Annotated in this window: 22 protein-coding genes; 8 read left to right on the top strand and 14 right to left on the bottom strand. The window is 65.1% G+C overall.

The features are described from left to right. Positions 1-308 precede the first annotated feature (308 nt). A complete protein-coding gene (locus FLO80_RS20155; RefSeq protein WP_111367571.1) occupies positions 309-515 on the bottom strand; it encodes a hypothetical protein in 207 nt (68 codons plus the stop codon). Positions 516-618: 103 nt separating this feature from the next. Next, entirely contained in the window at positions 619-945 is a 327-nt protein-coding gene (locus FLO80_RS20150) for a DUF6280 family protein (protein ID WP_111367573.1), read from the bottom strand. 214 nt (positions 946-1,159) lie between these two features. Between FLO80_RS20150 and efp the strand changes: the two genes are divergently transcribed. Beyond that, positions 1,160-1,723, top strand: a complete 564-nt coding sequence (efp, locus tag FLO80_RS20145) for an elongation factor P (protein ID WP_111367575.1) — start codon at positions 1,160-1,162, stop codon at positions 1,721-1,723. Between the two features lie 436 nt (positions 1,724-2,159). Here the strand turns inward: efp and ygfZ are convergent, their stop codons facing one another. From ygfZ to FLO80_RS20130, 3 genes are read right to left on the bottom strand one after another with little or no spacing between them, the layout of a single operon-like run. Then, a complete protein-coding gene (gene ygfZ, locus FLO80_RS20140) occupies positions 2,160-2,897 on the bottom strand; it encodes a CAF17-like 4Fe-4S cluster assembly/insertion protein YgfZ (RefSeq protein WP_111367577.1) in 738 nt (245 codons plus the stop codon). A 60-nt stretch (positions 2,898-2,957) separates the two neighbouring features. Further along, the gene (locus FLO80_RS20135; protein WP_111367579.1) at positions 2,958-4,859 is read right to left on the bottom strand and encodes an ABC transporter ATP-binding protein; all 1,902 of its coding nucleotides are present in this window, start codon (positions 4,857-4,859) and stop codon (positions 2,958-2,960) included. Continuing rightward, complete coding sequence (locus FLO80_RS20130) at positions 4,856-5,539, bottom strand: fused DSP-PTPase phosphatase/NAD kinase-like protein (RefSeq protein ID WP_111367820.1); 684 nt, start codon at positions 5,537-5,539, stop codon at positions 4,856-4,858. Before FLO80_RS20130 ends, FLO80_RS20135 begins: the two co-directional genes overlap by 4 nt. A 173-nt stretch (positions 5,540-5,712) precedes the next feature. Between FLO80_RS20130 and FLO80_RS20125 the strand changes: the two genes are divergently transcribed. Next, a complete protein-coding gene (locus tag FLO80_RS20125) occupies positions 5,713-6,915 on the top strand; it encodes a pyridoxal-phosphate-dependent aminotransferase family protein (RefSeq protein WP_111367581.1) in 1,203 nt (400 codons plus the stop codon). 65 nt (positions 6,916-6,980) lie between these two features. On the opposite strand, the gene FLO80_RS20120 is transcribed toward FLO80_RS20125, so the two are convergent. After that, positions 6,981-7,181 (bottom strand): histidinol phosphate aminotransferase, encoded by a 201-nt coding sequence (locus FLO80_RS20120; RefSeq protein ID WP_111367583.1) that lies wholly within the window; start codon positions 7,179-7,181, stop codon positions 6,981-6,983. Between the two features lie 59 nt (positions 7,182-7,240). After that, on the bottom strand, positions 7,241-8,350 hold the full coding sequence (locus FLO80_RS20115; protein ID WP_111367585.1) for a pyridoxal phosphate-dependent aminotransferase: 1,110 nt from the start codon (positions 8,348-8,350) through the stop codon (positions 7,241-7,243). A 188-nt stretch (positions 8,351-8,538) separates the two neighbouring features. Here FLO80_RS20115 and FLO80_RS20110 point away from each other — a divergent pair, with 188 nt between their 5' ends. Beyond that, positions 8,539-9,330: a crotonase/enoyl-CoA hydratase family protein gene (locus FLO80_RS20110; RefSeq protein ID WP_111367822.1), complete on the top strand. Its 792-nt coding sequence runs from the start codon at positions 8,539-8,541 to the stop codon at positions 9,328-9,330. A gap of 214 nt (positions 9,331-9,544) precedes the next feature. On the opposite strand, the gene FLO80_RS20105 is transcribed toward FLO80_RS20110, so the two are convergent. After that, positions 9,545-12,694: a valine--tRNA ligase gene (locus FLO80_RS20105; RefSeq protein WP_111367587.1), complete on the bottom strand. Its 3,150-nt coding sequence runs from the start codon at positions 12,692-12,694 to the stop codon at positions 9,545-9,547. Positions 12,695-12,802: 108 nt separating this feature from the next. Here FLO80_RS20105 and FLO80_RS20100 point away from each other — a divergent pair, with 108 nt between their 5' ends. Both FLO80_RS20100 and FLO80_RS20095 read left to right on the top strand, forming a co-directional pair. Further along, entirely contained in the window at positions 12,803-13,795 is a 993-nt protein-coding gene (locus tag FLO80_RS20100; RefSeq protein WP_111367589.1) for a zinc transporter ZntB, read from the top strand. A gap of 82 nt (positions 13,796-13,877) precedes the next feature. After that, on the top strand, positions 13,878-15,281 hold the full coding sequence (locus FLO80_RS20095) for an amidase (protein ID WP_188078367.1): 1,404 nt from the start codon (positions 13,878-13,880) through the stop codon (positions 15,279-15,281). Positions 15,282-15,370: 89 nt separating this feature from the next. On the opposite strand, the gene FLO80_RS20090 is transcribed toward FLO80_RS20095, so the two are convergent. Next, positions 15,371-15,805: an Lrp/AsnC family transcriptional regulator gene (locus FLO80_RS20090; RefSeq protein WP_111367824.1), complete on the bottom strand. Its 435-nt coding sequence runs from the start codon at positions 15,803-15,805 to the stop codon at positions 15,371-15,373. Between the two features lie 108 nt (positions 15,806-15,913). On the opposite strand from FLO80_RS20090, the gene FLO80_RS20085 reads away from it, so the two are divergent. The 3 genes from FLO80_RS20085 (at position 15,914) to FLO80_RS20075 (ending at position 20,571) form a co-directional block, all read left to right on the top strand. Next, positions 15,914-17,053 (top strand): type III PLP-dependent enzyme domain-containing protein, encoded by a 1,140-nt coding sequence (locus tag FLO80_RS20085; protein ID WP_111367593.1) that lies wholly within the window; start codon positions 15,914-15,916, stop codon positions 17,051-17,053. Between the two features lie 124 nt (positions 17,054-17,177). Beyond that, positions 17,178-19,472 carry a xanthine dehydrogenase family protein molybdopterin-binding subunit gene (locus FLO80_RS20080; protein ID WP_111367595.1) on the top strand — a complete coding sequence of 765 codons (2,295 nt, stop codon included), beginning with the start codon at positions 17,178-17,180 and terminating at the stop codon, positions 19,470-19,472. Next, positions 19,453-20,571: a T6SS phospholipase effector Tle1-like catalytic domain-containing protein gene (locus tag FLO80_RS20075; protein WP_111367597.1), complete on the top strand. Its 1,119-nt coding sequence runs from the start codon at positions 19,453-19,455 to the stop codon at positions 20,569-20,571. Before FLO80_RS20080 ends, FLO80_RS20075 begins: the two co-directional genes overlap by 20 nt. Here FLO80_RS20075 and FLO80_RS20070 read toward each other — a convergent pair. The 5 genes from FLO80_RS20070 to FLO80_RS20050 all read right to left on the bottom strand — a co-directional run bounded on the left by FLO80_RS20070 (position 20,520) and on the right by FLO80_RS20050 (position 24,006). Continuing rightward, complete coding sequence (locus FLO80_RS20070; protein WP_111367599.1) at positions 20,520-21,020, bottom strand: SixA phosphatase family protein; 501 nt, start codon at positions 21,018-21,020, stop codon at positions 20,520-20,522. The genes FLO80_RS20075 and FLO80_RS20070 overlap by 52 nt on opposite strands. Continuing rightward, positions 21,017-21,625 carry a ferredoxin gene (locus FLO80_RS20065; RefSeq protein ID WP_246156756.1) on the bottom strand — a complete coding sequence of 203 codons (609 nt, stop codon included), beginning with the start codon at positions 21,623-21,625 and terminating at the stop codon, positions 21,017-21,019. Before FLO80_RS20065 ends, FLO80_RS20070 begins: the two co-directional genes overlap by 4 nt. Beyond that, positions 21,622-22,416: a sterol desaturase family protein gene (locus tag FLO80_RS20060; protein ID WP_111367601.1), complete on the bottom strand. Its 795-nt coding sequence runs from the start codon at positions 22,414-22,416 to the stop codon at positions 21,622-21,624. Before FLO80_RS20060 ends, FLO80_RS20065 begins: the two co-directional genes overlap by 4 nt. Positions 22,417-22,515: 99 nt before the next feature. After that, positions 22,516-23,529: a hypothetical protein gene (locus tag FLO80_RS20055; protein ID WP_111367603.1), complete on the bottom strand. Its 1,014-nt coding sequence runs from the start codon at positions 23,527-23,529 to the stop codon at positions 22,516-22,518. 12 nt (positions 23,530-23,541) lie between these two features. Then, entirely contained in the window at positions 23,542-24,006 is a 465-nt protein-coding gene (locus tag FLO80_RS20050; protein WP_146611049.1) for a hypothetical protein, read from the bottom strand. Positions 24,007-24,136: the final 130 nt, after the last annotated feature.

Below are 24,136 nucleotides of genomic sequence, written 5' to 3'. Positions count from 1 at the left end.
TCGTTGACGGCGCGTTCATAGGGGCCGACCATGGCCGAGGCACCGGTGGCGAGGGCGATGGTGGTGGCGAGTGCTGTGAGTGCGAGTTTCATGTCGTTTCCTTTCGGGTTGAAGTGATCGTGTTGGCGATCTGTTTTGATCTGTCCCCAAGATGCGCCTTGCCGGGGGCGAATTCAAAACACCTGCGATCACCGCGCCGTGCGCGGATGCGAGAGCGGCGCAGGATTGCGCCCTTGGCGGCCGGGAGTGTCGTTTTATGGTTTGGTATCAGGGGTTTGGCTGGCATCTGAAAGACGCCCTCTGAAACATCACTCACGGATCACGGCGCCGTTGGCGAAAACCATGCGAAACGTGATCGCCACGAGGTCGTGCGACCCCTCGTGCATGGCCGCCGTGGCCCGCCACGCTGTCCGGGGCGTGATCGGTGTTACAGGTTTCAGCGCCGAATCCGGGGTGGATTGTCGCCGCGGCGTGCTGCGCAAATCACCGGATGCGCGTTCGGATCGGTCGTGCATTTTTCCGTGCTATTCGAAAATGACCCGGCTCAAAAGCAAACCGGCTTTCGCGTGTCTGCGAAAGCCGGTTCCAATTCTCTCAAGGTATCTTTTCGGGCGCGCTTCAGGCGGCCTCGGCCTGTTCGGCGGCGGCGGCATGGCGGCGCTCGCTTTCCTCGCGCGAGAGTGCGACCGAGGTGCGCACCCCTTTGGACACGAACTCCATCAGACCCTTCACAACGCGCTCGTTGGGGTCGATCCCGGCACAGCTCAGCACCTCGCGGCCATCGCGCGAGCGGGCCCAGCGGGCGATTTGTTCCGGGCCGTTGCCATATTTCTTGTCATCGGCAATAGCATCATCCAGAGCAGCCAACACAACGGCTGCAAACAGTTTACGTGCACGGTTGCCTTGCTCGTTATTGAAGGCCGTGCCGTCAACGAAATCCTTCATGTTTCGTCCTTTTTATTGGTCTTGCAATTTTGGCGTGAGGCCCCTTATGACGGGTTTTTCTCGATTCGGATAGGCCGCAATCGCATACCTTCCATGTGAAATTTGCATGTCTCTTGCGCATACCACACGATATTTCGTCGCCTTGCCCTTCGCACCAGCCCCAGATATAGGTGCGGCCAAATTCCGATCAACCTTTTACCATGGTTTTGAAACAATGCCGAAGATCAACGGAAACGAGATTCGCCCGGGAAATGTTCTGGAACATAACGGTGGCCTTTGGGCCGCTGTGAAAGTGGACCATGTGAAACCGGGCAAGGGCGGTGCCTTTGCCCAGGTCGAGATGCGCAACCTGCGCAACGGGTCCAAGCTCAACGAGCGGTTCCGCAGTGCCGACAAGGTCGAACGTGTGCGGCTGGAACAAAAGGACCAACAGTTCCTTTATGAGAGCGACGGGATGCTGGTCTTCATGGATGCCGAGACCTATGAGCAGATCGAGCTTCCGGCCGAGATTCTGGGTGAGCGCCGACCGTTCCTGCAAGACGGGATGACCATTCAGGTCGAATTCTATGAGAACGAGGCGTTGAACGCCACGTTGCCGCAGAAAGTGACCTGCACGATCGAAGAGACCGAGCCGGTTGTGAAAGGTCAGACCGCGGCCAACAGCTTCAAGCCCGCGATCCTCGACAACGGTGTGAAGGTGATGGTGCCGCCATTCGTCGGGCAGGGCGAGGCCATCATCGTCAATACCGAGACGATGGAATATTCCGAACGGGCCTGAGCGACAGACCTGATTTGACAAGCCCCCGGGTAGCACAGGTGCCCGGGGGCTTTTTTATGGCCGGATGGTGAGTGGGCGGGAAAGAGTGCATGCTTTTCCCCTGACCTTTCGGTGGGAAAAACCGCAGTCTCGGATCAGTCCAACCGCCGGTTTCAACGTGTAGCAAGGAACGCGGTTTTCCAGTGTGACCGGGGTTGGCATGCGAACATGTCCCGGGTTTGATCGGGAACGCTAGGCTTCGTGGAAGAGGGTAGTGAGTATCTGGTTGTGTTCCACGAAGGCGGGGCCGGGGTGACCCGGTCCCGTTTTCGTGTCGCGGCGCACCGGGTTCAGGGGATGCCGACCCAAGGGTATGCACATGCCCGGGGCAGGCACATGCCCGGGCCGTGAACGAACCGGACGGATTGAACTCGATCAGTCGAGACTGGCCAAGATGTCAGTCCTTTATCCAAGTGACGGCGGTATCACCTGCCATGAGTCCGTCACCCGCCCGGTCAAAGCGCAGATAGGCAATCGCCTGATCGCCCGAAACGCTGTGAAGCTCTCCGGCGGGTTTGCCGTCGCGGGTGAGTGGCGTGCCGGGCTCGGCCGGGCCCGAGAGGCGCACACGGGCAAGGCCCTTGCGCAACTGGGTCTTGTGCTTCATCCGGGCGGTGACCTCTTGCCCGACATAGCAGCCCTTGCGGAAATCGACACCGTTCAGGCGTTCGAAACCGGCCTCGAGGATGAAGCTGTCCGGGGTAAGCTCGATCCCGGTTTCGGGGATGCAATGGGCGACGCGGCGGGCAGTCCAGTCGGTGTCATCATCCGTTTGCGGCGTGTCGCGATAGGCCCGCCAGCCCATGTCGGGATGGCGTGGATCGGCGAAGCCGTCCGGTGGGGGGGGGCCGGTGCCCCGATGCAGGTGCAGCGCGGTTTCCTCGATCTGCACGTCGGCGCGCAGGCGATACATCGACAGCCGCTGGATCGTCGGGGCGGCGATCGAGGCGTCGACGTCGAGAAGGACGGCGTTATCTGCCGGAATCAGGAAAAAATCGGCGATGTATTTTCCCTGTGGCGTGAGAAAGGCCGCATAGACCATGCCATCAGCGAGCTTCGCCACATCACTGGTGACGAGCCCTTGCAGAAAACTCTCCCGATCCGGTCCGGTGATGCGATAGATCGCGCGGGTCATGTTCCATCTCCTGTCCGTTCGTCCCCGCAATATATGCGCCGGCAGGTCGCTGAACAGGGGTCAATGCGAGAAGAGTCGTGCAAGTCGCCCGATCAGCCCCCGCTGCGGCGAGGTGAGGGCGGGTTTCCCGGCGCTTGATCTGGCCAGTTTGGCCTGGGCGACACTGTCGGCGGTGGGGCCGTCGGTCTTGAACTGGAGCGCGTGAAGCCGGGCATATATACCCCCGCGGGCAAGCAATTCGTCATGCGTGCCCTGATCAACGACGCGGCCCCGGTCCATCACCACGATCCGGTCGGCGTCGCGCACGGTCGAGAGCCTGTGGGCGATGACGATCGTGGTGCGCCCTTTGGCGAGTTTTTCCAGGGCTTCCTGAACCACGCTCTCGGATTCGGCATCGAGGGCCGATGTGGCCTCGTCCAGCAGCAGAATCGGCGTATCGCGCAGGAGCGCGCGGGCAATCGCCACGCGCTGGCGCTGGCCGCCCGAGAGATTCGAGCCGCGCGGGCCGACCGGCGAATCAAGCCCGTGGGCCAGCTTGGGCAGGAAATCCGAGACATGGGCGGCCTTGAGCACCTTGTCGAGCTGTGCGTCGGAGACATCGGTGCGGCCAAGAAGGATGTTTTCGCGCAGGGATTCGTCGAACAGCGCCGCGTCCTGGCTGACCACCGAGAAAAGATCGCGCAGGTCGCCAAGGGTCATGGCCGAGGCATCGACATTGCCGATCCGGACCTTGCCCTTCTGCGGGTCGACAAGCCGGGTGAGAATGTTGAACACGGTCGATTTCCCCGCGCCCGAGGCCCCCACGAGCGCGGTGGTCTTGCCCGGCTCGGCCATCAGGTCGAGCCCGCCCAGAACCGTGGTGTCGCCATAGGACAGGTGCACATCCGACAGGGCGATCCCGGGAACGCCGCTGGGCGGGGGCACCGGGTTTGCGGGCGAGACGAGCGTTGGCCTGGCGTCGTAGAGGTCTTTCACCCGTTCCAGCCCCGAGGCCGCGACCTGCCAGAGCCCGGCCATGGCGCCGATGCGGCGCAGCGGTTCGAAGGCAAGGCCGATGGCGGTGAAAAAGGACATGAATTCGCCGACCGTCTTTTGGCCTTCGATGATTTCGCGCCCGCCGAAATAGAGCACGCCGAAAAACCCGACCCCGGCCATGACATCGACAAGGCCGGGGATGGCGGCCGAGCCTGCCGTGGTGCGGACCTCGGTGCGGATGAGATCGCGCGACAGCGACTTGTAACGGTTGGATTGATAGGCTTCGAGGCGGTTCAGCTTCACCGGGATGATCCCGTGAAACACCTCGTCCAGCCGCGTGGCAAGTCGTGCGCCCAGATCGCGGGCCTCGCGCGCGCGGGCGCGCACGAAGCGTTGCACAAGCTGGCTCGGCGCGATCAGCAGGGGCGCGCCGATCATGGCCACGAGCGTCCATTTCCAATCGACCGAGAGCGCCACCCCGATCAGCACGACAAGCGAGATGAGATCACGCCCCAGCCCGGTCATGAGCTTGGGCCAGACGTTGTTGACGGTGGTCACGTCGGTCTGCACCCGCTGGATCAGGAAGCCGGGCGGGTGGGATTGGTGAAAGCCGCCGTCCTGCGTCATGATCCCGTCAAGCAGGTTGCAGCGCATGTCGGCGGCCGTATGCTGGGCGATGTAGGACAGGGCGGTTTTCTGGCCCACGCCCGCCACGGCACGGACGGTGAAGATGCCCAGCACCGCAAAGCCGACCCAGATGAGCGCGCCCTGATCGCCGGCAACGAAGACATCGTCGAACATCGGCCGCATCATCAGGGCGAGCGCCCCCTGCATCGCGCCTTCGAGGGCCATGAAGCAGAAGGCCAGGAAGATCACGGCCCAATGCCGGCGCAGGAAATCGCGCCAGATCCACGTGATCAATTCGCGGCTGCGCGTGCCGCTTGGCAGGGCGGAGTCGTGTTCCTGGGGGGACGCGTGATCGCTCATCTCGGGGTCACCTTGTTGTCGAACCCGGCCTGAAGGGCGTCGGCGTCATACTCGGTGGCCACCCACTCGGCGAAGCCGATCGGCGCGCGGGCGGTGCGCGCCTCATAAGTGTCGAGCATGTAATCGAGAATTCCCGTTTTCGTCCATTTGAAATGAATGAAACGGGGGCTGAGCATCTTGCGGGCCTGCGCGATGCTCGCCCCCTCCTGGGTCAGAAGCCAGATGACCGAGGCGAGGCTGGCCCGGTCGGCGCCGGATTTGCAATGCATGAGAAAGGGTTTTTCCAGCGTTGGAAAGGTCTCGATCAGGTCCATGAGCCTTTCGCGCTTGGGGGCCGAGCGGGCCGAGAGGCTGCGCTCGACCAGAGTGAGGCCGAGTGCCGCGCAGTTTTCCCTGGCAAAGAGATAAGGCGGGACGGGCGATGTGGCGCGCAGGAACAGGATCGTCTTGATGCCGCGCGCCGCGTATCTTTCGAGCCGCGCGCGGGTCGGTTGGTTCGAACGATAGACGCCGGGTGCGACCTGCGCAAAGTTGGCCCAGGGGATGCGCAGGATCTCGTGGTCGATCCAGAGCATGTAGCGGTGGGCCTTGCGGCGGTCTTCGGCGGTGGCGAGGGTATTGACCTTGAGACCATCGCGCAGGTTTCGACGCCAGGTGTGGAATTTTGCGATCGGCGTCATGCGCGGCGTTCCGTCCATTCATTGGCCAAGTGTCGGCCCCGGTCAGGCCCCATGTAGACAAGGGGCGGCGATGTGGCAAGGCAGGCCGTCGCGACGATGGATCGGGGGTGGATCGGGATTGACGCCGGTCGGGCAGCGGCTAATGTCGCGCGGCATATCAGGAGAATCCCAAGATGTCAGATACTGGTGGTCGTGAATACCTTGCCATTCCAGGGCCTTCGGTGATGCCTGACAGGGTGCTTGCCGCGATGCACCGTCCGGCGCCGAACATCTATGAGGGCGCGCTGCACGAGATGACGGCCACGCTTATCCCCGATCTGAAATACGTGGCGCGGACCGAAGGCCACGCGGCGATCTATATCTCGAACGGCCATGGCGCGTGGGAGGCGGCGTTGGCCAATGTGCTCAATCCGGGCGACCGGGTGCTGATGCCTGCGACCGGGCGTTTTGGCCATGGTTGGGCCGAAATGGCCGAGGGGCTGGGTGCCGGGGTCGAGATGATTGATTTTGGAACCTCTCGCCCGCTTGATCCGAACCGGGTGGAAGAGGCGCTGCGCGCCGATCATGAGGGCCGGATCAAGGCGGTGATCGCGACCCACGTGGACACTTCGTCAAGCGTTCGCAACGACATGGCGGGTTTGCGCGCAGCGATTGACGCGGCGGGGCATGGTGCGATCCTGATGGCCGATTGTATCGCCTCGATGGGGTGTGACCGGTTCGAGATGGACGACTGGGGCGTCGATGTGGCCGTGACAGCGAGCCAGAAGGGGCTGATGGTGCCGCCGGGACTGGGGTTCGTGTTCTTCAATGACCGCGCCATCAAGGCGCGGGCGCGGGTCGAGCGGGTCAGCCGGTATTGGGATTGGGGGCCACGGGCGAATCCCGAGATCTATTACCAGTATTTCGGCGGCACCGCGCCGACGCATCACCTCTTTGCATTGCGCGAGGCGCTGAACATGATTCGCGAGGAGGGGATCGAGGCGATCTGGGCCCGGCATGCGCGCAATGCGCGCGCGATCTGGGCGGCCTGTGAAGCCTGGGGGCAGGAGGGGCCGCTCACCCTCAACATCCGTGACCGGGCGCATCGGTCGCATGCGGTCACGGCCTTGCGTATCGGCCTGCCACACGGGCCGCGCTTGCGCCGATGGGTTCAGGATCATGCGGGGCTGACGCTGGGCATTGGTCTGGGCATGTCGGAGCCGGGGGACGAGAAGGGCGAGGGCTTTTTCCGGATGGGCCATATGGGCCATGTGAATACGCAGATGATCATGGGCCTTTTGGGCGGGGTCGAGGCTGGTTTTGCGGCGCTGGACATTCCGCGCGGCGGCGGGGCGCTTGCGGCGGCGGCGGCGGAATTGGCACGGGTGGAGGGCTGACTCCGCTTTGGTCCTGCGCGCAGGGGGGCGGGGATTCGAGTATTTTTCCCAAGAAAGAGGCGTGGTCAGTTCGTGGGATCGTCAGCCCGTCGCGTGCGATGATGGCCCAGCCGGGAAATCAGGTAGTTCAGCAGCACCGCAAGAACGAGCACGGCGGGCAAGCCGAGGCTGGCCCAGATCAGCATGAAGGACCACAGGAGATTGACCAGCGCCATGACGAGCGCGGGGGTGGAGTAGTCCGGTGCTGCGCGGTTGGCGTTCTGCATCGCGATTCCTTTCCCGGGCAGTGTAGCGCGGAAAAGACAAACAGGCGGTAAAGATCGTGTCAGCCCCGGGCGGCGGCGAGGGCCTTGGGCAGGGTTTCTTCGAGCAGGGCCAGGTCGGCGGGGCGGCCGCAGCTTATCCGGATGCAGCGGTTGCCGGGGGCGGCGAAGGGCATGCGCACGAAGATGCCCCGCGCGACGAGCTGATCCAGAACCGATTTGGCGAAGGCACCGTCGGCGCCGCAATCGACGGCCACGAAATTGGTGGCCGAGGGCAACGCGGTGAGCCCGTTCGCGGTGGCGATACGGGTGATTTCATCCCGGGCATGGGCCACGTCGGCAATGGTCTGGGCGAGGTATTGCGGATCGTCGAGCGCGGCCAGCGCGCCCGCCTGTGCGGTGCGGTTCATGCCGAAATGATTGCGGATCTTGTTGAAGGAATTGATCAAGGGGGCAGCCCCCATCGCATAGCCAACGCGCGCCCCGGCCATGCCGTAAGCCTTTGAAAAGGTGCGCATCCGCACGACGCGCGGATCGTCGATGTCGATCCGTGGCGCGATTCCGGCGGGGGCGAATTCGACATAGGCCTCGTCGAGGATCAGGAGCGTGCCCTCGGGGGTCGAATCGAGCGCGGCCTCGATCTCGGCCCCCTCGGTCCAGGTGCCCATCGGGTTGTCGGGATTGGCGAAATAGACCAGTTTCGCCTGTGTCTCGGCGGCCTTTTCGAGCAGGGCGGGCAGGTCTTCGCGATCGTCGCGATAGGGGAGTTTGACAAGCTCACCACCGAAACCTGCAACGTGGTAGTTGAACGTGGGGTAGGCGCCGTCGGAGGTGATGACGCGGTCGCCGGACTCAATCGTGAGGCGGGCGAGATAGCCCAGAAGCCCGTCAATGCCTTCGCCGACCATGATGTTTTCGGGTGTCACGCCGTGGTGACGGGCGAGTGCTGCGCGCAGGTCATGGCTTTCGGGATCGCCATACATCCAGATTTCACTGGCTGTACGCTGCATGGCTTTGATCGCCTTGGGTGAGGGGCCGAAAACGTTTTCATTGGCACCGATGCGCGCGGCGAATGCGGCACCGCGGGTGCGTTCCTGCGCCTCGGGGCCAACAAAGGGCACAGTGGCGGGCAGGGATTGGGCAAGGCGGGTCAGGCGCGGTCCATGTGTCATGGCGCGAGTTAACCCGGATGCGCCGGGCACGGCAAGATGGGGAATGCGGCCCGGGTGGCGCAGAGTATGGCGCCAAGGTGTTACCAAAGGCTTGACGGGTGGGGCGGACGGGGTGTGCCGCAGGGTCAGGGGTTCTCAGCCGGGGGCGGGCGGGGCAATCTGGCGCGGAAATCCAGGGAGGAATGCCGATGGCTCGCGTGACAACGGAAATCAGGGATCATGTCGCCCATGTGACGCTCACGCGGGGGGAGAAGATGAACGGGGTTGATGCCGCGATGGCCGAGGCGATCGTGGCGGCGGGTGAGGCGCTGTGTGATGACGCGGATATCCGTGCCGTGGTGCTGTCGGGCGAGGGTCGGGCGTTCTGTGCCGGGCTCGATGTGGCGAGCTTTGCGGCACTTGCTGGAGGTGACCCGGAAGCCGCGATCATGCCGCGGCTGGAGGGGAAAAACACCAATCTTTATCAGGAGGTTGCACTGGTCTGGCGGCGGGTGCCGGTGCCGGTGATCGCGGCGCTTCACGGGGTGGTTTTCGGGGCCGGGTTGCAACTGGCGTTGGGGGCGGATTTGCGGGTGGCGCATCCGGGGACGCGGTTGTCGGTGATGGAGATGAAATGGGGGCTGGTGCCGGATATGGGGGGCATGGTGTTGATGCCGCGCCTGATGCGCTCGGACGTGATCCGGCGGCTGACCTATACCGGCGAGGAGGTGACGGCGGATCAGGCATTGGGCTGGGGAATGGTCAGCGAGATTGCCGATGATCCGTTGACGCAGGCGCGGCAAATGGCTGAACTGATTGCGAAAAAGAGCCCGAGCGCGATCCGCGCGGCCAAGCGGTTGATCGCCGTGGCCGAGGGGGATGCGGGCGAGGATGCGGTGCTTCTGGCCGAGAGCCGGGAGCAGGCGGACCTGATCGGCAAGCCGCACCAGATGGAGGTGATCGCGGCCAACATGGCCCGGCGCGACCCGAAATTCACCTGACCGCGCGGTGGGGTTAACGCGGGGTTTCACCCGGAAAATCGGGGGGTGAATCCCGGCTGTTGTCCGGCTGCCAGGCGTGCACCCCCTGTGGGCGGTGCCGGGGGGCCCGGAAATCCGTTAACGCACCGTGCGTTGCGTGACCGGTCGGGCAGGACCGGGGGTTTCACACCCCCGGACCCCCGTGGAGTATTTCCGGCAAGATGAAGCCCGGGTGTCAGTCCAGTTCCGCGAGCCGCTGCATGGCCGATTTGAGGGTCGCCTCTTCCTCCTGCCTTGCGCGGAGGTTGTCGCGGGCTTCCTCGACCACCTCTTCGGGGGCGTTCTCGGCGAATTTGGGGTTGTTGAGCCGCCCCTGAAGGCCGCCGATTTCCTTGGCGAGCTTGTCGAGCGTCTTTTGCAGCCGGGCCTTTTCCGCGTCCACGTCGATGATGTCGGCGAGCGGCAGGCCGAACTCGCCGCCCTCGACCGGAATCGTGATGGTGCCCTTGGGGAAATCATCCGCCTCGCTGAGGCTTTCGATACGGGCGAGGCGCTTGATCATCACCTCGTTGCGCGCCCATGCGGTGCGGCCCGCGTCGTCGAGCGTGCGTTGCAGCATCGGCAGGTGCAGACCGGCGGGGACGTGCATCTGTTGGCGGGCGCTGCGGATCTCCTCGATCAGGGCGATCACCCAGTTCATTTCGCGGTCGGCGGCGGGGTCGATGAGGCTCGCGCCGTAATCGGGCCAGTCGGTGAGCATCAGCTGGCCGTCGCGTTTGGCGGTCTGTTGCCAGAGTTCCTCGGTGATGAAGGGCATGATCGGGTGCAGCAGGATCAGTGTCTGGTCGATCACCCAGCGCATGGTGGCGCGGGTTTCATCCCGGGCGGTGGCGTCGTCGCCTTGCAGGAGGGGTTTGGAAAACTCGACATACCAGTCGCAAAGCTTGCCCCATGTGAAGGCATAGAGCGCGTTGGCGGCGTCGTTGAAGCGATAGTCGGCGAGCGCCGCATCGACGGTTTCACGGGTGCGCGCGACCTCGCCCACGATCCACGTGTTGACCGTGGCCTGCGGGGTGGGGATGCCGTCCGGGGCGGGGATTTCGTAAACCCCGTTCATCTCGGCGAAGCGGACGGCGTTCCAGATCTTGGTGCCGAAATTGCGATAGCCCTTGATCCGGTCGGTCGAGAGCTTGAGCACGCCGCCGAGGGCTGCCATCTGCGCCATGGTGAAGCGCAGCGCGTCGGCGCCGTATTCGCCCACGATTTCGAGCGGGTCGACCACGTTGCCACGGGTTTTCGCCATTTTCTGGCCCTTCTCGTCGCGGACCAGTTGATGCAGGTAGACGGTGTGGAAGGGTTCGCGCTCGACCACGGCGAGTTGCATCATCATCATCCGCGCGACCCAGAAGAAGAGGATGTCGAAACCGGTGACCAGCACATCGGTGGGGAAGTATTTCTTCAACTCGTCGGTGTCGTCCGGCCAGCCCAGCGTGCCGATGGGCCAGAGGCCCGAGGAAAACCACGTGTCGAGCACATCCGCGTCGCGCCAGAGCGGGTAGACCAGCTTGGTCGGGTCCCGCGTCGCCTCGTATTCGGCAAAACCTTCGGCCATTTCGTGAATGGCACTGGCGCGGTCCGCGACCTCGATGATGCGCATGTGGTTGAGCGGTGTGGGCAGGGTGGCGAGCACGTCCTGGAAGCCCGCCTTGACGTGGTCGAAATCGGGGGCGGCGTGGTGGCGTTCCTCGCCGATGAGCATGTGCTGGCGCGACAGGAAGCGCGACATTTCCACGAGGTCGAGCGCGCCGTCGCCTTCATCGTCCTTGAACCCGTGCGACGAGAGGTCGAGCCCGTACCAGACCGGGATCTGGTGACCCCACCAGAGTTGGCGGCTGATGCACCATGGTTCGATGTTTTCGAGCCAGTGGTAATAGGTCTTCTCGCCCGCTTCGGGGATGATCTTGGTGCGCCCTTCGCGCACCGCGTCGAGCGCGGGGCCGACGATCTTTTGGGCATCGACGAACCACTGGTCGGTGAGCATCGGTTCGATCACGACCTGCGAGCGGTCGCCGAAGGGCTGCATGATGGGTTTGGATTCGACGAGGGGCACGATCTTGTCGGCGCCTTCGGTGTCGGGTTTGAGCGCGGTGGTGCCAAGGCGCGGATCATCCGCGCGGGTCATCACGGCAAGGCCCTCGGCGGTGATTTCCTCGATCACTTTTTCCCGCGCCTCGAACCGGTTGAGCCCACGCAGGTGGTCGGGGACGAGGTTGATCGCGTCGATCTCGGTCTCGGTGAAGGGGGTGCCGCGGGCATAATCCTGTGCCGCCGCGGCCTCGTCTGCGTAGGGGCGGCCATCGGCGCGCATGTGGCCCCTGGTGTCCATCAGACGGTAGCAGGGGATGGCGCCGCGTTTGGCCACGGCGTAGTCGTTGAAATCATGCGCACCGGTGATCTTGACCGCGCCCGAGCCGAAATCGGGATCGGGATAGTCGTCGGTGATGATCGGGATCTGGCGGCGGTGGTCCTTGGGCCCCACGGGAATCTCGCACAGCTTGCCCACGATGGGGGCATAGCGGGTGTCGGAGGGATGAACCGCGACCGCGCCGTCGCCCAGCATGGTTTCGGGCCGGGTGGTGGCGATCGAGATATAGTCGCGTTCCTCCTCGAGGATCACGTTGCCGTCTTCGTCTTTTTCCACGTAGGTATAGGTTTCGCCCCCCGCGAGCGGGTATTTGAAGTGCCACATGTGGCCCGGGGTCTCGATATTCTCGACTTCGAGGTCGGAAATGGCGGTCTCGAAATGCGGGTCCCAGTTCACCAGCCGCTTGCCGCGGTAGATGTAGCCCTGGTTGTACATCTCGACGAAGACCTTGATGACCGCGTCGTGAAAATTCGGCGAATTTTCGTGGCCCGTTCGCGGATCGCCCGGGGCGCCGGCCATGGTGAAGGCGTTGCGCGACCAGTCGCAGGAGCAGCCGAGGCGTTTCAGCTGGTCGATGATGGTGTAGGCGTATTCGCTCTTCCACTCCCAGACCTTTTCGAGGAACTTCTCGCGCCCCAACTCGCGGCGGCCGGGTTGCTGGGTCTGCATCAGCATCTTTTCGACCTGAAGCTGGGTGGCGATGCCGGCATGGTCCTGGCCGGGCTGCCAGAGCGTGTCGAAGCCGCGCATCCGGTGCCAGCGGATCAGCACGTCCTGAAGCGTGTTGTTGAAGGCGTGGCCGACATGCAGCGCGCCGGTCACGTTGGGCGGCGGGATCATGATGCAGAAGGTTTCACTGCGCGAGGCATTGGCGCCCGCCTTGAAGGCGCCGGCGTCGTCCCATGCCTGGTAGATGCGGGCTTCGGCCTCGGCGGCGTTGAATGTCTTGTCCATTGCCATGATGAATGGTCCTGCTTGATCCGGGTGCGGTTTCGGTTTCCTCTATCTAATGAGGGCGCAAAGGGAAAGCGGGAAGGGCCTTTTTGCCCGCGGAAAGGAAGGCAGGCGATGAGCGACAGAGTGGCACTCCGGCTCGACGGGCGGGGCGGGGCGGAGGAGATCGCCTTTCCCGAGGTTATCGCGGATGCGGCTGGTGAGGGGGTTCTGTGGCTGCACCTTTCGGGGCTGGCGGGCGAGATCGACGGTTGGGTCAAGGCGTCGGGGCTTGACCCGCTGGCGGTGGCGGCGCTGACCGCCGAGGAGACGCGGCCGCGCTGCACGGTGCACGAGGATACGATCCTTTTGAACCTGCGGGGGGTGAATCTCACGCCCGGGGCGGAGCCCGAGGACATGGTGTCGCTGCGCAGCTACCTGTCGGAGCGGCTTGTCGTCACGCTTCAGCGTCGCCCGCTTTACGCGATGCGCGACATCGTGACGGAGCACCAGGGTGGACAGGCGGCGGACAGCCCCGGCGAATTGATCGCGCGGATCGCGCTGCGGCTGGCCGACCGGGCCGAGCCGGTGGTGATGGCGCTCAATGAGCGGATCGACGACCTGGAGGATCAGGTGCTCGTGGGGCAGGACCACGTGCAACGCGGCGACCTGGCCGATGTGCGGCGGATGGCGATCGTGCTCCGCCGCTACATGTTCCCGCAGCGCGATGCCTTGACCACGCTCGAGATCGAGGATGCGCCGTGGCTGCACCGGGCCGGGCGGGGGCGGCTGCGCGAGGCGACCGAGCGGGTGACCCGGCTGGCCGAGGAACTCGACGCGATTCGCGACCGGGCGCAGGTGGTGCATGACCAGATCATGGACGCGCGCGCCGAGGCGATGAACCGGCAGATGCTGATCCTGTCGGTGGTGGCGGCGCTTTTCCTGCCGCTGGGGCTGATTACCGGGCTGTTGGGGATCAACGTGGGCGGCATTCCGGGGGCGGAAACCGGCTGGGCCTTCTGGGCGGTGTGCGGGTTCCTGGGCGTGGTCGTGGCGTTCCAGTTGTGGCTGTTCCGGCGGATGGGGTTGATCGGGAAGGGCCGGGGGAAGGCGTCCGGTTTGCCGTGACGTTCCGCCGGGGGCGCGTGACTAGATGTTTACGGTTCGGGGAGGGGCATGCTTAGCTATGCCCAACCGAAGGGAGAGCGACATGGACGAGATCATCAGGTGGAGTGCGGTGGAGACCGCGAAGGCGCTGGCCAAGGGCGATGTGAAGGTGGCCGAGGTGACGCGGGCGCATCTGGACCGGGTGGCGGACTGCGAGCCGGGGCTGCGCGCGGTTGTCGATCCGCTGGACGAGGCGGCGATGGCGCAGGCCGAGGAGATGGACGCCAACCGGCCAAAGGACTTGCCCGCGCTCTGGGGGCTGCCGGTGACGATCAAGACCAATGTCGATTTCGAGGGGCACACCAACCCCAACGGGATTCCGGCGCTGAACGAGGCGATTTGCGAACGCGATGCGCCGGTGGTGCGCAACATGCGTGCGGGCGGCGCGGTGGTGATCGGGCGGACATCGACGCCGGAATTCAGCCTGCGGTTCTTTACCTCCAACCCGATCTGGGGGCGCACGCTCAACCCGTGGGACAAGGGGCTGACCTCGGGCGGATCGTCCGGCGGGGCCTCGTCGGCGGTGGCCTGTGGCATGGGGGTGATGGCGCACGGCAACGACCTGGGCGGGAGCCTGCGTTATCCGGCCTATTGCGTGGGGGGTGCAACGCTGCGCCCGTCGATGGGGCGGGTGCCCGCGTTCAACCCGTCGGCCCCGGCCGAGCGCCCGCCGCTGTTGCAGTCGATGAGCGTTCAGGGCGTGATCGCGCGCAGCATGGGTGATGTGCGCCTTTCGTATGACGTGTTGCGGCGGCGCTCATCGGATGATCCGCTGTGGAACGCGGCCCCCGACAGCGGGCGGGCGCGCGAGGACAGCCCGCGGCGGGTCGGCTGGTGTGTCGATCCGTTCGGCGACGGGGTTGATTCCGATGTGGCCCGCGCGGTCGAGGCCGCGGTGGGCGCGGCGAAACAGGCAGGATACGAGCCGGTCGAGGTCACGCCGCCGATGGCCGCCGAGGCCGCTCAGACCTGGGGCCTGCTGCTCAACACCGAGATCAAGGTGATGATGCTTGAGAGCATCCGCAAGATGGGGTCCGAGGCGGTCAACGGGTTGATCGACACGATGCTGGAGCTTTATCCGCCGCAGGATGTTGCGGGGCTTTTGCAGGCGCAGGCGCGGCGGTTGACCATTCAGCGCGAATGGGCGCGGATGTTCGATTATGTCGATGCGTTGATCATGCCGGTTTCGAGCCTGCCGCCGATGCGGGCGGACCAGGATTTCGAGGAGCCCGAATCCGTGCCCGGGATCATGAAGGCGCAGCGGTTCATGCATGTCGGCAACCTCCTGGGTCTGCCCGCGGCGACGGTGCGCACGCTGGACGCGGCGCCGATCCCGCTCGGGGTGCAGGTGGTCGGCGACCGGATGGATGACGTGATCTGCCTCGATGTGGCCGAAGCGATCGAGCGGGAGCTGGCGCTTGATCTTGGGCCGATTGATCCGCGCTAAAACGGGCCTTGCCTTGTCGAACCTATCCCGTCCGGGGCGCATTGCGGCCCGGGCAGCGCAGACGCGAACCCGGAAAAGAACCGCAAATACTAACGCCGCCGGTCGATCTTGGTCGAAAGGTGAACGAGGCTTTCGGAGCCACGCACGCCCTTGGCTTCGGCGATGCGGTCGAGCGTGTCATCAAGCTCTTCCGTGGTGGTGGCGGTGAGCGTCGCGATGAGGTCGAACCGGCCTGACGTGGTGTGGACCTCGATCACCGCCGGAAGCGATCTGAGCCGTGCCAGCACCTCGGGCTGGCGGCGTGGCTCGATCATGATGAGGGCCGTGGCGCGGATCATCGGGCGGGCCTCGCGTCCGCGGCGCAGGGTGTAACCCGCGATCACGCCCGCATTTTCCAGCCGGTCGAGCCGGGCCTGAACGGTGGTGCGCGCGATCCCGAGGCGGCGCGCGAGCATGGCCACGGGCAGGCGGGCATTGTCGGCAAGCAGCGCAAGAAGCGCTTCGTCTGTTTCGTCAGTTTGCATGAGATGATTGTCGATATGACGAAAGAAAGAGTCAATCCCGCCGTATTGACGCGCGATTCCGGGTTGGCGCCTGCACATACTGGGTGAAAACAACCCATGAGGCGCGCGATGTATCCACAGGCTTCCCATAGCGATCCGGCATTGTACCTGGCCCGCACCCGGCCCGACCACCCGGTGATGTTCTTCGATCCGGCGCGGCTTGGAGCCACGGCGCGGCGGTTTCTGCGCGGCTTTCCCGGGATGGTGACCTATGCGGTCAAGGCCAACCCGTCGCGCGAGGTTCTGGATAACCTGGTGGCTTCGGGTGTGCGCGGGTTCGACGTGGCGAGCCCGGCCGAGATCGCATTGGTGCGCGATGCGGGTGCGGGCCTTGATCTGCATTACAACAACCCGGTGCGTTCGCGTGGCGAGGTGGCCGAGGGGGTGCGCGCGGGCGTGGCCTCGTGGTCGGTCGATTGCCTGTCGGAACTGGACAAGCTCGGCGCGCCGCGGGTCGCGGGCGAAGAGGTGGCGGTGCGCCTGGCCCTGCCGGTGAAGGGCGCGCATTACGATTTCGGTGAGAAGTTCGGGCTCGCCCCCGCGCCGGCCGCGGCGCTGTTGGCCGAGGTGGCGCGGCGCGGTTTTCAGCCCGCGATCTGCTTTCACCCGGGCACGCAATGCGCCGATCCCGAGGCCTGGGCCGCCTATATCGGCGCGGCGGCGGATGTGGCGCGACAGGCGGGTGTGCGCCTTGCCCGGCTCAACGTGGGTGGCGGATTCGCGTCGCATCGCGACGGGGCGGCGCCGGACCTTGAGGCGATTTTCGCGCGGATCGGGGGGATGGCCGATGCGGCCTTTGATGTGCCGCCGGGCCTTGTTTGCGAGCCGGGGCGGGCGATGGTGGCCGAGAGTTTCACGCTTGGTCTGCGGATCAAGGCGATTCGCGGGGACGGATCGGTGTTTCTCAATGACGGGCTTTATGGCGGGCTGGCCGAGCTGCGCGATATCGGGCCGAACACGCGGTTGCGGGTTCTCGCGCCGGACGGGCAGCCCCGTGAGGCTGCGCCGTGCCCGCGCGTGGGGTTTGGCCCGACCTGTGACAGTCTCGACCGGTTGCCCGAGCCGCTGAACCTGCCGGGGGATGTGCAGGAGGGCGATTTCGTGCTGATCGAGGGCATGGGGGCCTATTCGCTGGCCATTGCGACACGGTTCAACGGCTATGGCGTGGGGGAGGTGGTGACGCTTGCCACGCCGGGGGCGCAAGGCTGACGCGGCGCGCATTTGGGCAACGTTGCGTTTTTGAGTATTTTTCCCAAGAAAGAACCGGGGGTTGCTTGTCTGTCTGCCTTTGGCCGCTAGGGTGTGCCGCGCGAGATACGAGGCGGAGGCAGCCATGGAAAAGTTTGGACGCAGTCAATCGGTGCGGCGGGTCGAGGACCTGCGGTTTCTGACCGGGGAGGGGCGCTATGTCGATGACATCGCGCCCGAGGGGGCGCTTCACTTGCATTTCCTGCGCTCGGACGTGGCGCATGGGGTGTTGGCGCCGATCGACCTTGCCGAGGCGCGGGCGGTGCCGGGGGTTCATCTGGTGCTCGATGCCGCGGCGCTGACCGAGGCGGGGGTGAGTCGCGGCCTGCCGGCGGTGACGGTGAAGAACCGCGATGGCAGCGACGGTGCCGCGCCCAAGCGGCCGCTTCTGGCCGAGGGACGGGTGCGATACGTGGGCGAGCCGATCGCGATGATCGTGGCCGAGAGCATCGAGGCGGCGCGCGATGCGGCCGAAATGATCTGGCCCGAGATCGAGGACCTGCCCGCGATGATGGCGCGTGGGCCGGGCGAGATCGACCTGCACGAAGGGGTGCCGGACAACCGCGCCTATGACTGGGGCATCGGCGATCAGGACGCGACCGAGGCGGCCTTTGCCGAGGCGGCGCATGTGGTCGAGATGGAGGTCGAGGACAACCGGATCATCGTCGCCTCGATGGAGCCGCGCGGCGCCTATGCCGAGATGGAAGGCGAACGGCTGCACCTCGCGGTCAATGCGCAGGGCGTCTGGGTGCCCAAACGGGTGCTGGCCGAGATCCTGGAAATGGATGCGGACATGATCCGGGTGACCAACCCCGATACCGGCGGCGGTTTTGGCATGAAGGGCCAGCCGCATCCCGAACAGGTGCTGGTGGCGCAGGCGGCGCGGATGCTCAACCGGCCGGTGCGCTGGATGTCGACGCGCAGCGAGGCGATGGTTTCGGATGCGGGCGGGCGCGATCTGCGCCACCGCGCGGCACTGGCCTTTGACGGTGATCTGCGGATCACGGGATACCGGGTGGAGAGTGATTGCAACCTTGGCGCCTATAATTCGCAGTTCGGGCAGATCATCCAGTCGACACTGTTTTCGCGGGTGCTGACCGGGGTTTATGACATCGGGGCGGCGTGGCTCAACACGCGGGCGTGGTACAGCAACACCACGCCGGTCGATGCCTATCGCGGCGCGGGGCGTCCCGAGGCGATTTACCTGATCGAGAGGTTGATGGACCGGGCGGCGCGGGAACTCGGGGTCGATCCTCTGGAGCTGCGGCGGCGCAATTTCATCGCGGTCGAGAAGTTCCCCTATTCCAGCCTCACCGGCGAGACGATTGATGTGGGCGATTTCGCCCGGGTTCTGGCGCGGGGCGAGGATTTTGCCGATCTTGCGGGGTTCGAGGCGCGGCGTGCGGCGAGCGAAAAGCGCGGCAAGTTGCGCGGCTTGGGCCTGTGTTACTATATCGAAAGCATTCTGGGCGATCCTAGTGAAGGTGCGAAGGTTGTGTTTGACGAGGATGGCACGGTGACGATTTACGTCGGGACGCAGTCGAACGGGCAGGGGCATGAGACGGTTTATGCCGTCTTCCTGTCCGATCAGACCGGCATCCCGATGGAGCGTATCAGGGTTGTGCAGGGTGATAGTGACCTTATCGCGCAGGGTGGTGGCACCGGGGGCTCTCGGTCTGTCACCACCCAATCGCATGCCACGCTGGCCACGGTCGAGGCGATGATCGCCGCCTTCAAGCCCTATCTGGCCGAGAAGATGGGGGTTGATGAGGACGAGGTGTCGTTCGATGACGAGCGGTTCCGCGCGCCGGGGTCGAACCTGACGCCGACCCTGATCGAGGCGGCGGAGATGGCGCGGGCCGAGGGCCGCAGGGATCTTCTGACCCATGAAAAGCGCGCCAAGCTGCCGGGGCGGTCCTTTCCCAACGGGGCGCATTTCGCCGAGGTCGAGGTCGACCCCGAGACCGGCAAGACCGACCTGGTGCGGTATCGGGTGGTGGATGACTTCGGCAATCTCATCAACCCGATGCTGGCCGAGGGGCAGGTGCATGGCGGCGTGGCGCAGGGTGCCGGGCAGGCGCTGATGGAGCGGGTCGTGCATGACGAGAGCGGTCAGATTCTCACGGCGAGTTTCATGGACTACGCGCTTCCGAGGGCCGATGATTTGCCCATGATCGGATTCGAGACCGAGCCGGTGCCGTCAACCGCCAACCCGATGGGGATGAAGGGCTGTGGCGAGGCCGGGACCGTGGGTGCGATGGCGGCGGTGAGCAACGCCGTGGGTGATGCGCTTTGGCAAAAGGGCGTGCGGCAGGCCGATATGCCGTTCACGCCGGAACGTGTGTGGAAGATGATGCAGGATGTGGAGGCAGGGGTTTAAGACATTCGCCGGGCTGTTTCGGCCCGGTTTTGGCAGGGGACACTCGGCCAAGACCCGGCACCGTGGGCCGGTCGATCACGTGATCATCCTTGATGGCACCATGTCCTCGCTCGCGCCGGGGTGCGAATCGAATGCCGGGCTGACCTACAAGCTTTTGTCGCGGACGGGCATGTCGGTCTTTTACGAGGCGGGGGCGCAATGGGCCGAATGGCGCTCGGTCTGGGGGGTGGTGATGGGGCGCGGCATCAACAGCCAGATCCGGCGCGCCTATGGCTATCTCGCCTCGCGTTATCGGCCCGGCGACCGGATTTTCCTTCTGGGCTATTCGCGCGGGGCCTTCGCGGTACGCTCGCTGGCCGGGGTGATCGACCGGATCGGGCTGCTTCGGCCCGAATGCGCGACCGAGCGCAATGTCACCACCGCCTATCGCCATTACCGCAACCCGCCGGGGAGTGCCGCCGCGCGCGCCTTTCGGGCGCATCATTGCCATGACTGGGTCGAGATCGAGATGCTGGGCGTCTGGGACACGGTCAAGGCGCTGGGCATGCACCTGCCGCTGCTGTGGCGTTGGACCGGGGCCGCGCACGAGTTTCACAATCATCAACCGAGTGCGATCGTGCGGCACGGGTTTCATGCGCTGGCCCGTGACGAGACGCGGCGTGCCTTTGCGCCCGAGATGTGGGAGGTGCCCGAGGAGCTGGCCGGGCGGGTCGAACAGGTCTGGTTCCCCGGTGCGCATGGCGATGTCGGGGGCCATCTGGCCGGGTTCGAGCCGGCCCGGCCGCTGGCCAATATCCCGCTGGTGTGGATGTTGGAAAAGCTCGAGGAACGCGGGGTTGTGCTGCCCGAGGATTGGCGGGCGGCGTTTCCCACCGATCCGCATGCACCGGCGGTGGGCACGTGGCATGGGCTGGGAAAGCTGTTCCTGATTCGCAGGCCAAGGGTGATCGGACGTGATCGCACCGAGCGCCTGCATGAAAGTGTGCACCTGCGGGCGCAGGGGCGGAGCAGCGGCCAGATGCCCGAGCCCGCCGGGTCGGCGGTCGGTCAGTCGGTCAATTCGCGCGGCACGATGAAATCGACCACCTCGCCCGAGTGAAAGGCGGCGTCTTCCCAGCTCTCGACCGGCAGGTCCACCACCAGCGTTGCGCCGGTGGGATAGTCGAAAAACGCATCGTGGTCATGCGGCGAGGTGACGATCCGGTCGGCGAAATCGGCACAGCCGGGGTTGTGGGTCAGCAAGAGCACGCATTTGCCCGCGCCATGCTGGTGCAGCGTGTCGAGAATCACCCCGGTCGACGCGTGATAGAGCGCGTCGGGATATTTCACCGGCAGGACGCCGAGCTTGAGCCCTTCGAAGGTCTCGCGGGTGCGCGTGGCCGGGGAGCAGAGCACGGTATCGGGCAAATACTCCTTTTCGGCCAGCCACTTGCCGAGCGCACGGGCGGACCGGATGCCGCGCGTGTTGAGCGGGCGGTCACGGTCGGGCAGCGTGGGGTCGTCCCAGCTCGATTTCGCGTGGCGCATCAGGATCAGGCGTCGGGTCAATGAAAGGCCCTCATGTGAAAGGCGGATTGCGCGTCGAGCCTGCCATAGCTTTGACTGACCGGGCAAGCGCGGCGCGCGGCACAGCCCTGCGACATGCAATCCTGCCCGGGGGCGCTGGACAGGAACGCGCGGCAGGCGGGCACGTCATAGCCCGTGGGCGAGAGCGCGCTGACCGGGCAGGCCGAGCGGCAGGGTTGCTCCTTGCAGGTCAGGCAGGGGTTGGCGGCGGGGGCGGGCAGGGGCAGGTGGCCGGGCAGCCGCACCGCGCCGCGAAAGCTGATCATCAGCCCAGCATGGTCATGCACCAGCATCCCCACCGGCGAGACGAAGGCCCGCCCCGAGCGCAGGGCCCAATCCTGAAACGGGGGATAGGGCGGGCCGTCCGAGGGAAAGACCGCCATGCCGCCCCAGGCGGAGGCCAGCGCGCCGATCGCCCGTTTCGACCAGCGGTCGAGCGGATCGGACAAGCCGTCGGCATATTCGGGCTGGGCGGTGAAATGCGCCCAGAACCCCGGCTCGTGGGGCCCGAGCAGGAGCACCGTGTCGGCCCCGTCATGCAGCATGCCCATGATGGCCAGCGCGTGGGTTTCCGGGTCCGGGTTCATTTGCGCCCGAAGGGCAGCCACAGGCTCCAACCCAGCCGCGAGGGGCGATCATCCTGCCATTCAAGGCCGATGGTCATGCCGTCATGGCCTTCGCCGGGCTGGGCAACATAGGTGCGAAACATCCGGTCCCAGATCGAGAGCGAGAAGCCATAATTGCTGTCATGCTCGTGGCGATGGACCGAATGATGCACCCGGTGCATGTCGGGCGTGACCAGCACCAGTCGCAGCCAGCGGTCAAGCCAGAGCGGCATGCGCAGGTTGGCGTGGTTGAACATGGCGGTGCCGTTCAAGATGATCTCGAACAGCACCACGGCCAGCGCCGCTGGCCCCATGAGATAGACAAGCCCGATCTTGAACAGCATGGAAAGCGCGATCTCGACCGGGTGAAAGCGGATCGCGGTGGTCACGTCGAAATCGCGGTCGGCGTGATGCACCCGGTGCAGCCGCCACAGGATCGGCACCTTGTGGGTGATGAGATGCTGCGCCCAGATCGCGAAATCGAGGATCAGCACGGCCAGCGTGATCTCGATCCAGGTTGGCCAGTCGAGATGGTTGAAGAGGCCCCAGCCGTTCGCGCCCGCATCGACCGCCGCGCCCACCGCCAGCAATGGCAGGAACACCGCCAGCGCGCGCAGGGTCAGCGTGTCGATCAGGACGATCCCCCAGTTGGTGAACCAGCGGGTGCTGCGCGGCTGGCTGCGCGGGCGGCGCGGTGCCCATGCTTCGAGCGTGGCGAAGAACGCGAAGAGGCCGAGAAAGACCGAAAGGCGGATGAGGGCTTCGTTTTCCATATGGCATTACATAAAGCGTTTCACGCACGCGCCAAGTCACGAAACCGCAACCGGACCGGCGGGCGCGCAAATGCCGCGCCCGCCGGTCCAAGGCATGCTTCAGATCCAGCTTATGTATTTCGAGTTGCGTGCGATGGCGACCTGCCAGGATCGAAGCCGGATGCCGCCGCAGGTCGGATTGGCGAGGTTGGTGCCGTCGCAGCAATGCCAGAGCCCGACCTTGTGACCCACCTCGTGCGGGATGCAGACCGGGTTGCGGCCCTCGACCGTGAGGTAATCGGTCAGCGGCCCAAGCGCGCACCCCGCCGTGGTGCCCGGGATGTCGCGCACGGCAAAGACCACGATCTGCGGTCGCACCGGGCCTATTCGCGACGTCGATCCGAGCGAGCAGTTGAACAGCGCGGCCCTCTGGAAATAGCTGCCGGTCAACCACAGGTCTTCGAGAACGGCGGCGCCGTCGCAATTCACATCGAGCGCATAGGTCGGCGACGGCGCGGCCACGGTATGGATGCCCGACACATGAACATGGACATTCGCCTCGCGCCGGAAGGTGGCCACGGTCTCGTCGAGAAAGGGTTGCAGGGTCGGTTGATCCGAAACCGGGTTGCCCTCTTCGTCGCGCAGGATGATGACGCAAAGCTCCATCCGCTTGAGCGGTCGGATTCCGATCAGGTCGAGCACCGCCGTGGGCAGATCGATAATCCTCTTGACGATGGTCACGATCAGGTTGCCCAGCATGTCGATGATGCGCCCGATCACCGGGATCGACTGGACCAGTTCGACCAGCCACGCGATCGGCAACAGGATGATTTCGACCAGCGCCCAGACAAGGCAGACCGTGGTGGTGATCACGGTCCAGGCCACGCAAACGAGGTTCGACACCCAGACCCAGGCTACGCAGACCATGTTCGACACCCAGACCCAGCCGACGCAGACCCATGAAATGAGCTTGCAACCCCAGGAGCAGGGCCACCAGTCGCAACAGCGGTCATCCCAATCGTCGCAGGCCTCGTATCCCTGGTCTTCCCAGCGGTCACAGGCCTCGTAGCCCTGATCCTCGTATTCGGCGCATTCCTGGAATTGTTCGGTGGCGGTTTCAAGACAGAGTCGCATCGTCTCGCCTCCTTACGCGCCGTGCACCGCGCAGCGCGCGGTGGGTTTTTCGGGGGGGAGTTCCTCGGGGCCGAAATGCTGTCGCAATTCGCCCACGGCCCGGCCGAGCCTGATCGCGGCGAAGCGTTTCCCGATGAGTTTTCCAAGGCTCGTGCCGATGGCGAACCCACCCAGCGCCCAAGCCGCGGCCCGCGCCGCACCGGCCCATCCCGCGTCCGCGCCGAGATGGGTGCTCCAGCCATGGGCGGCCCCGGCAATCAGCCCGACGATGCCCAGCACGGTCGCGGTTGCACAGCCGCAGGCGAAATATCCCCGGTTGATCTCGAGCGCGAGACGGTTTTGCCGTTCGCTGTCCATGCCCTTGATATCGAGCCTGAGTTGTCCGACCTGCCGACGCTTGTGCGTGCGCAGATCGCGTTCCAACGCGGCGACATCGTCGGATGTCGAGACGATGGTTGTTTTCCTGTCTTTTTTCATGGTTTTGTCCTGAAATTGAATATCTGAAAAAGGGCCCGCCGCCGCCGCGGCCGGGCATGCGTAATAGGCAAGTGGCAGGCGGCCTGCGCTCGCCGTCTGCATGTATTCATCCTAGCAGATTTCTTCTTAT

Origin of the sequence: Aquicoccus porphyridii (genome assembly GCF_008369105.1) — a bacterium.
Lineage (GTDB): Bacteria > Pseudomonadota > Alphaproteobacteria > Rhodobacterales > Rhodobacteraceae > Aquicoccus > Aquicoccus porphyridii.
This window is presented reverse-complemented; position numbering and strand designations above follow the sequence as displayed.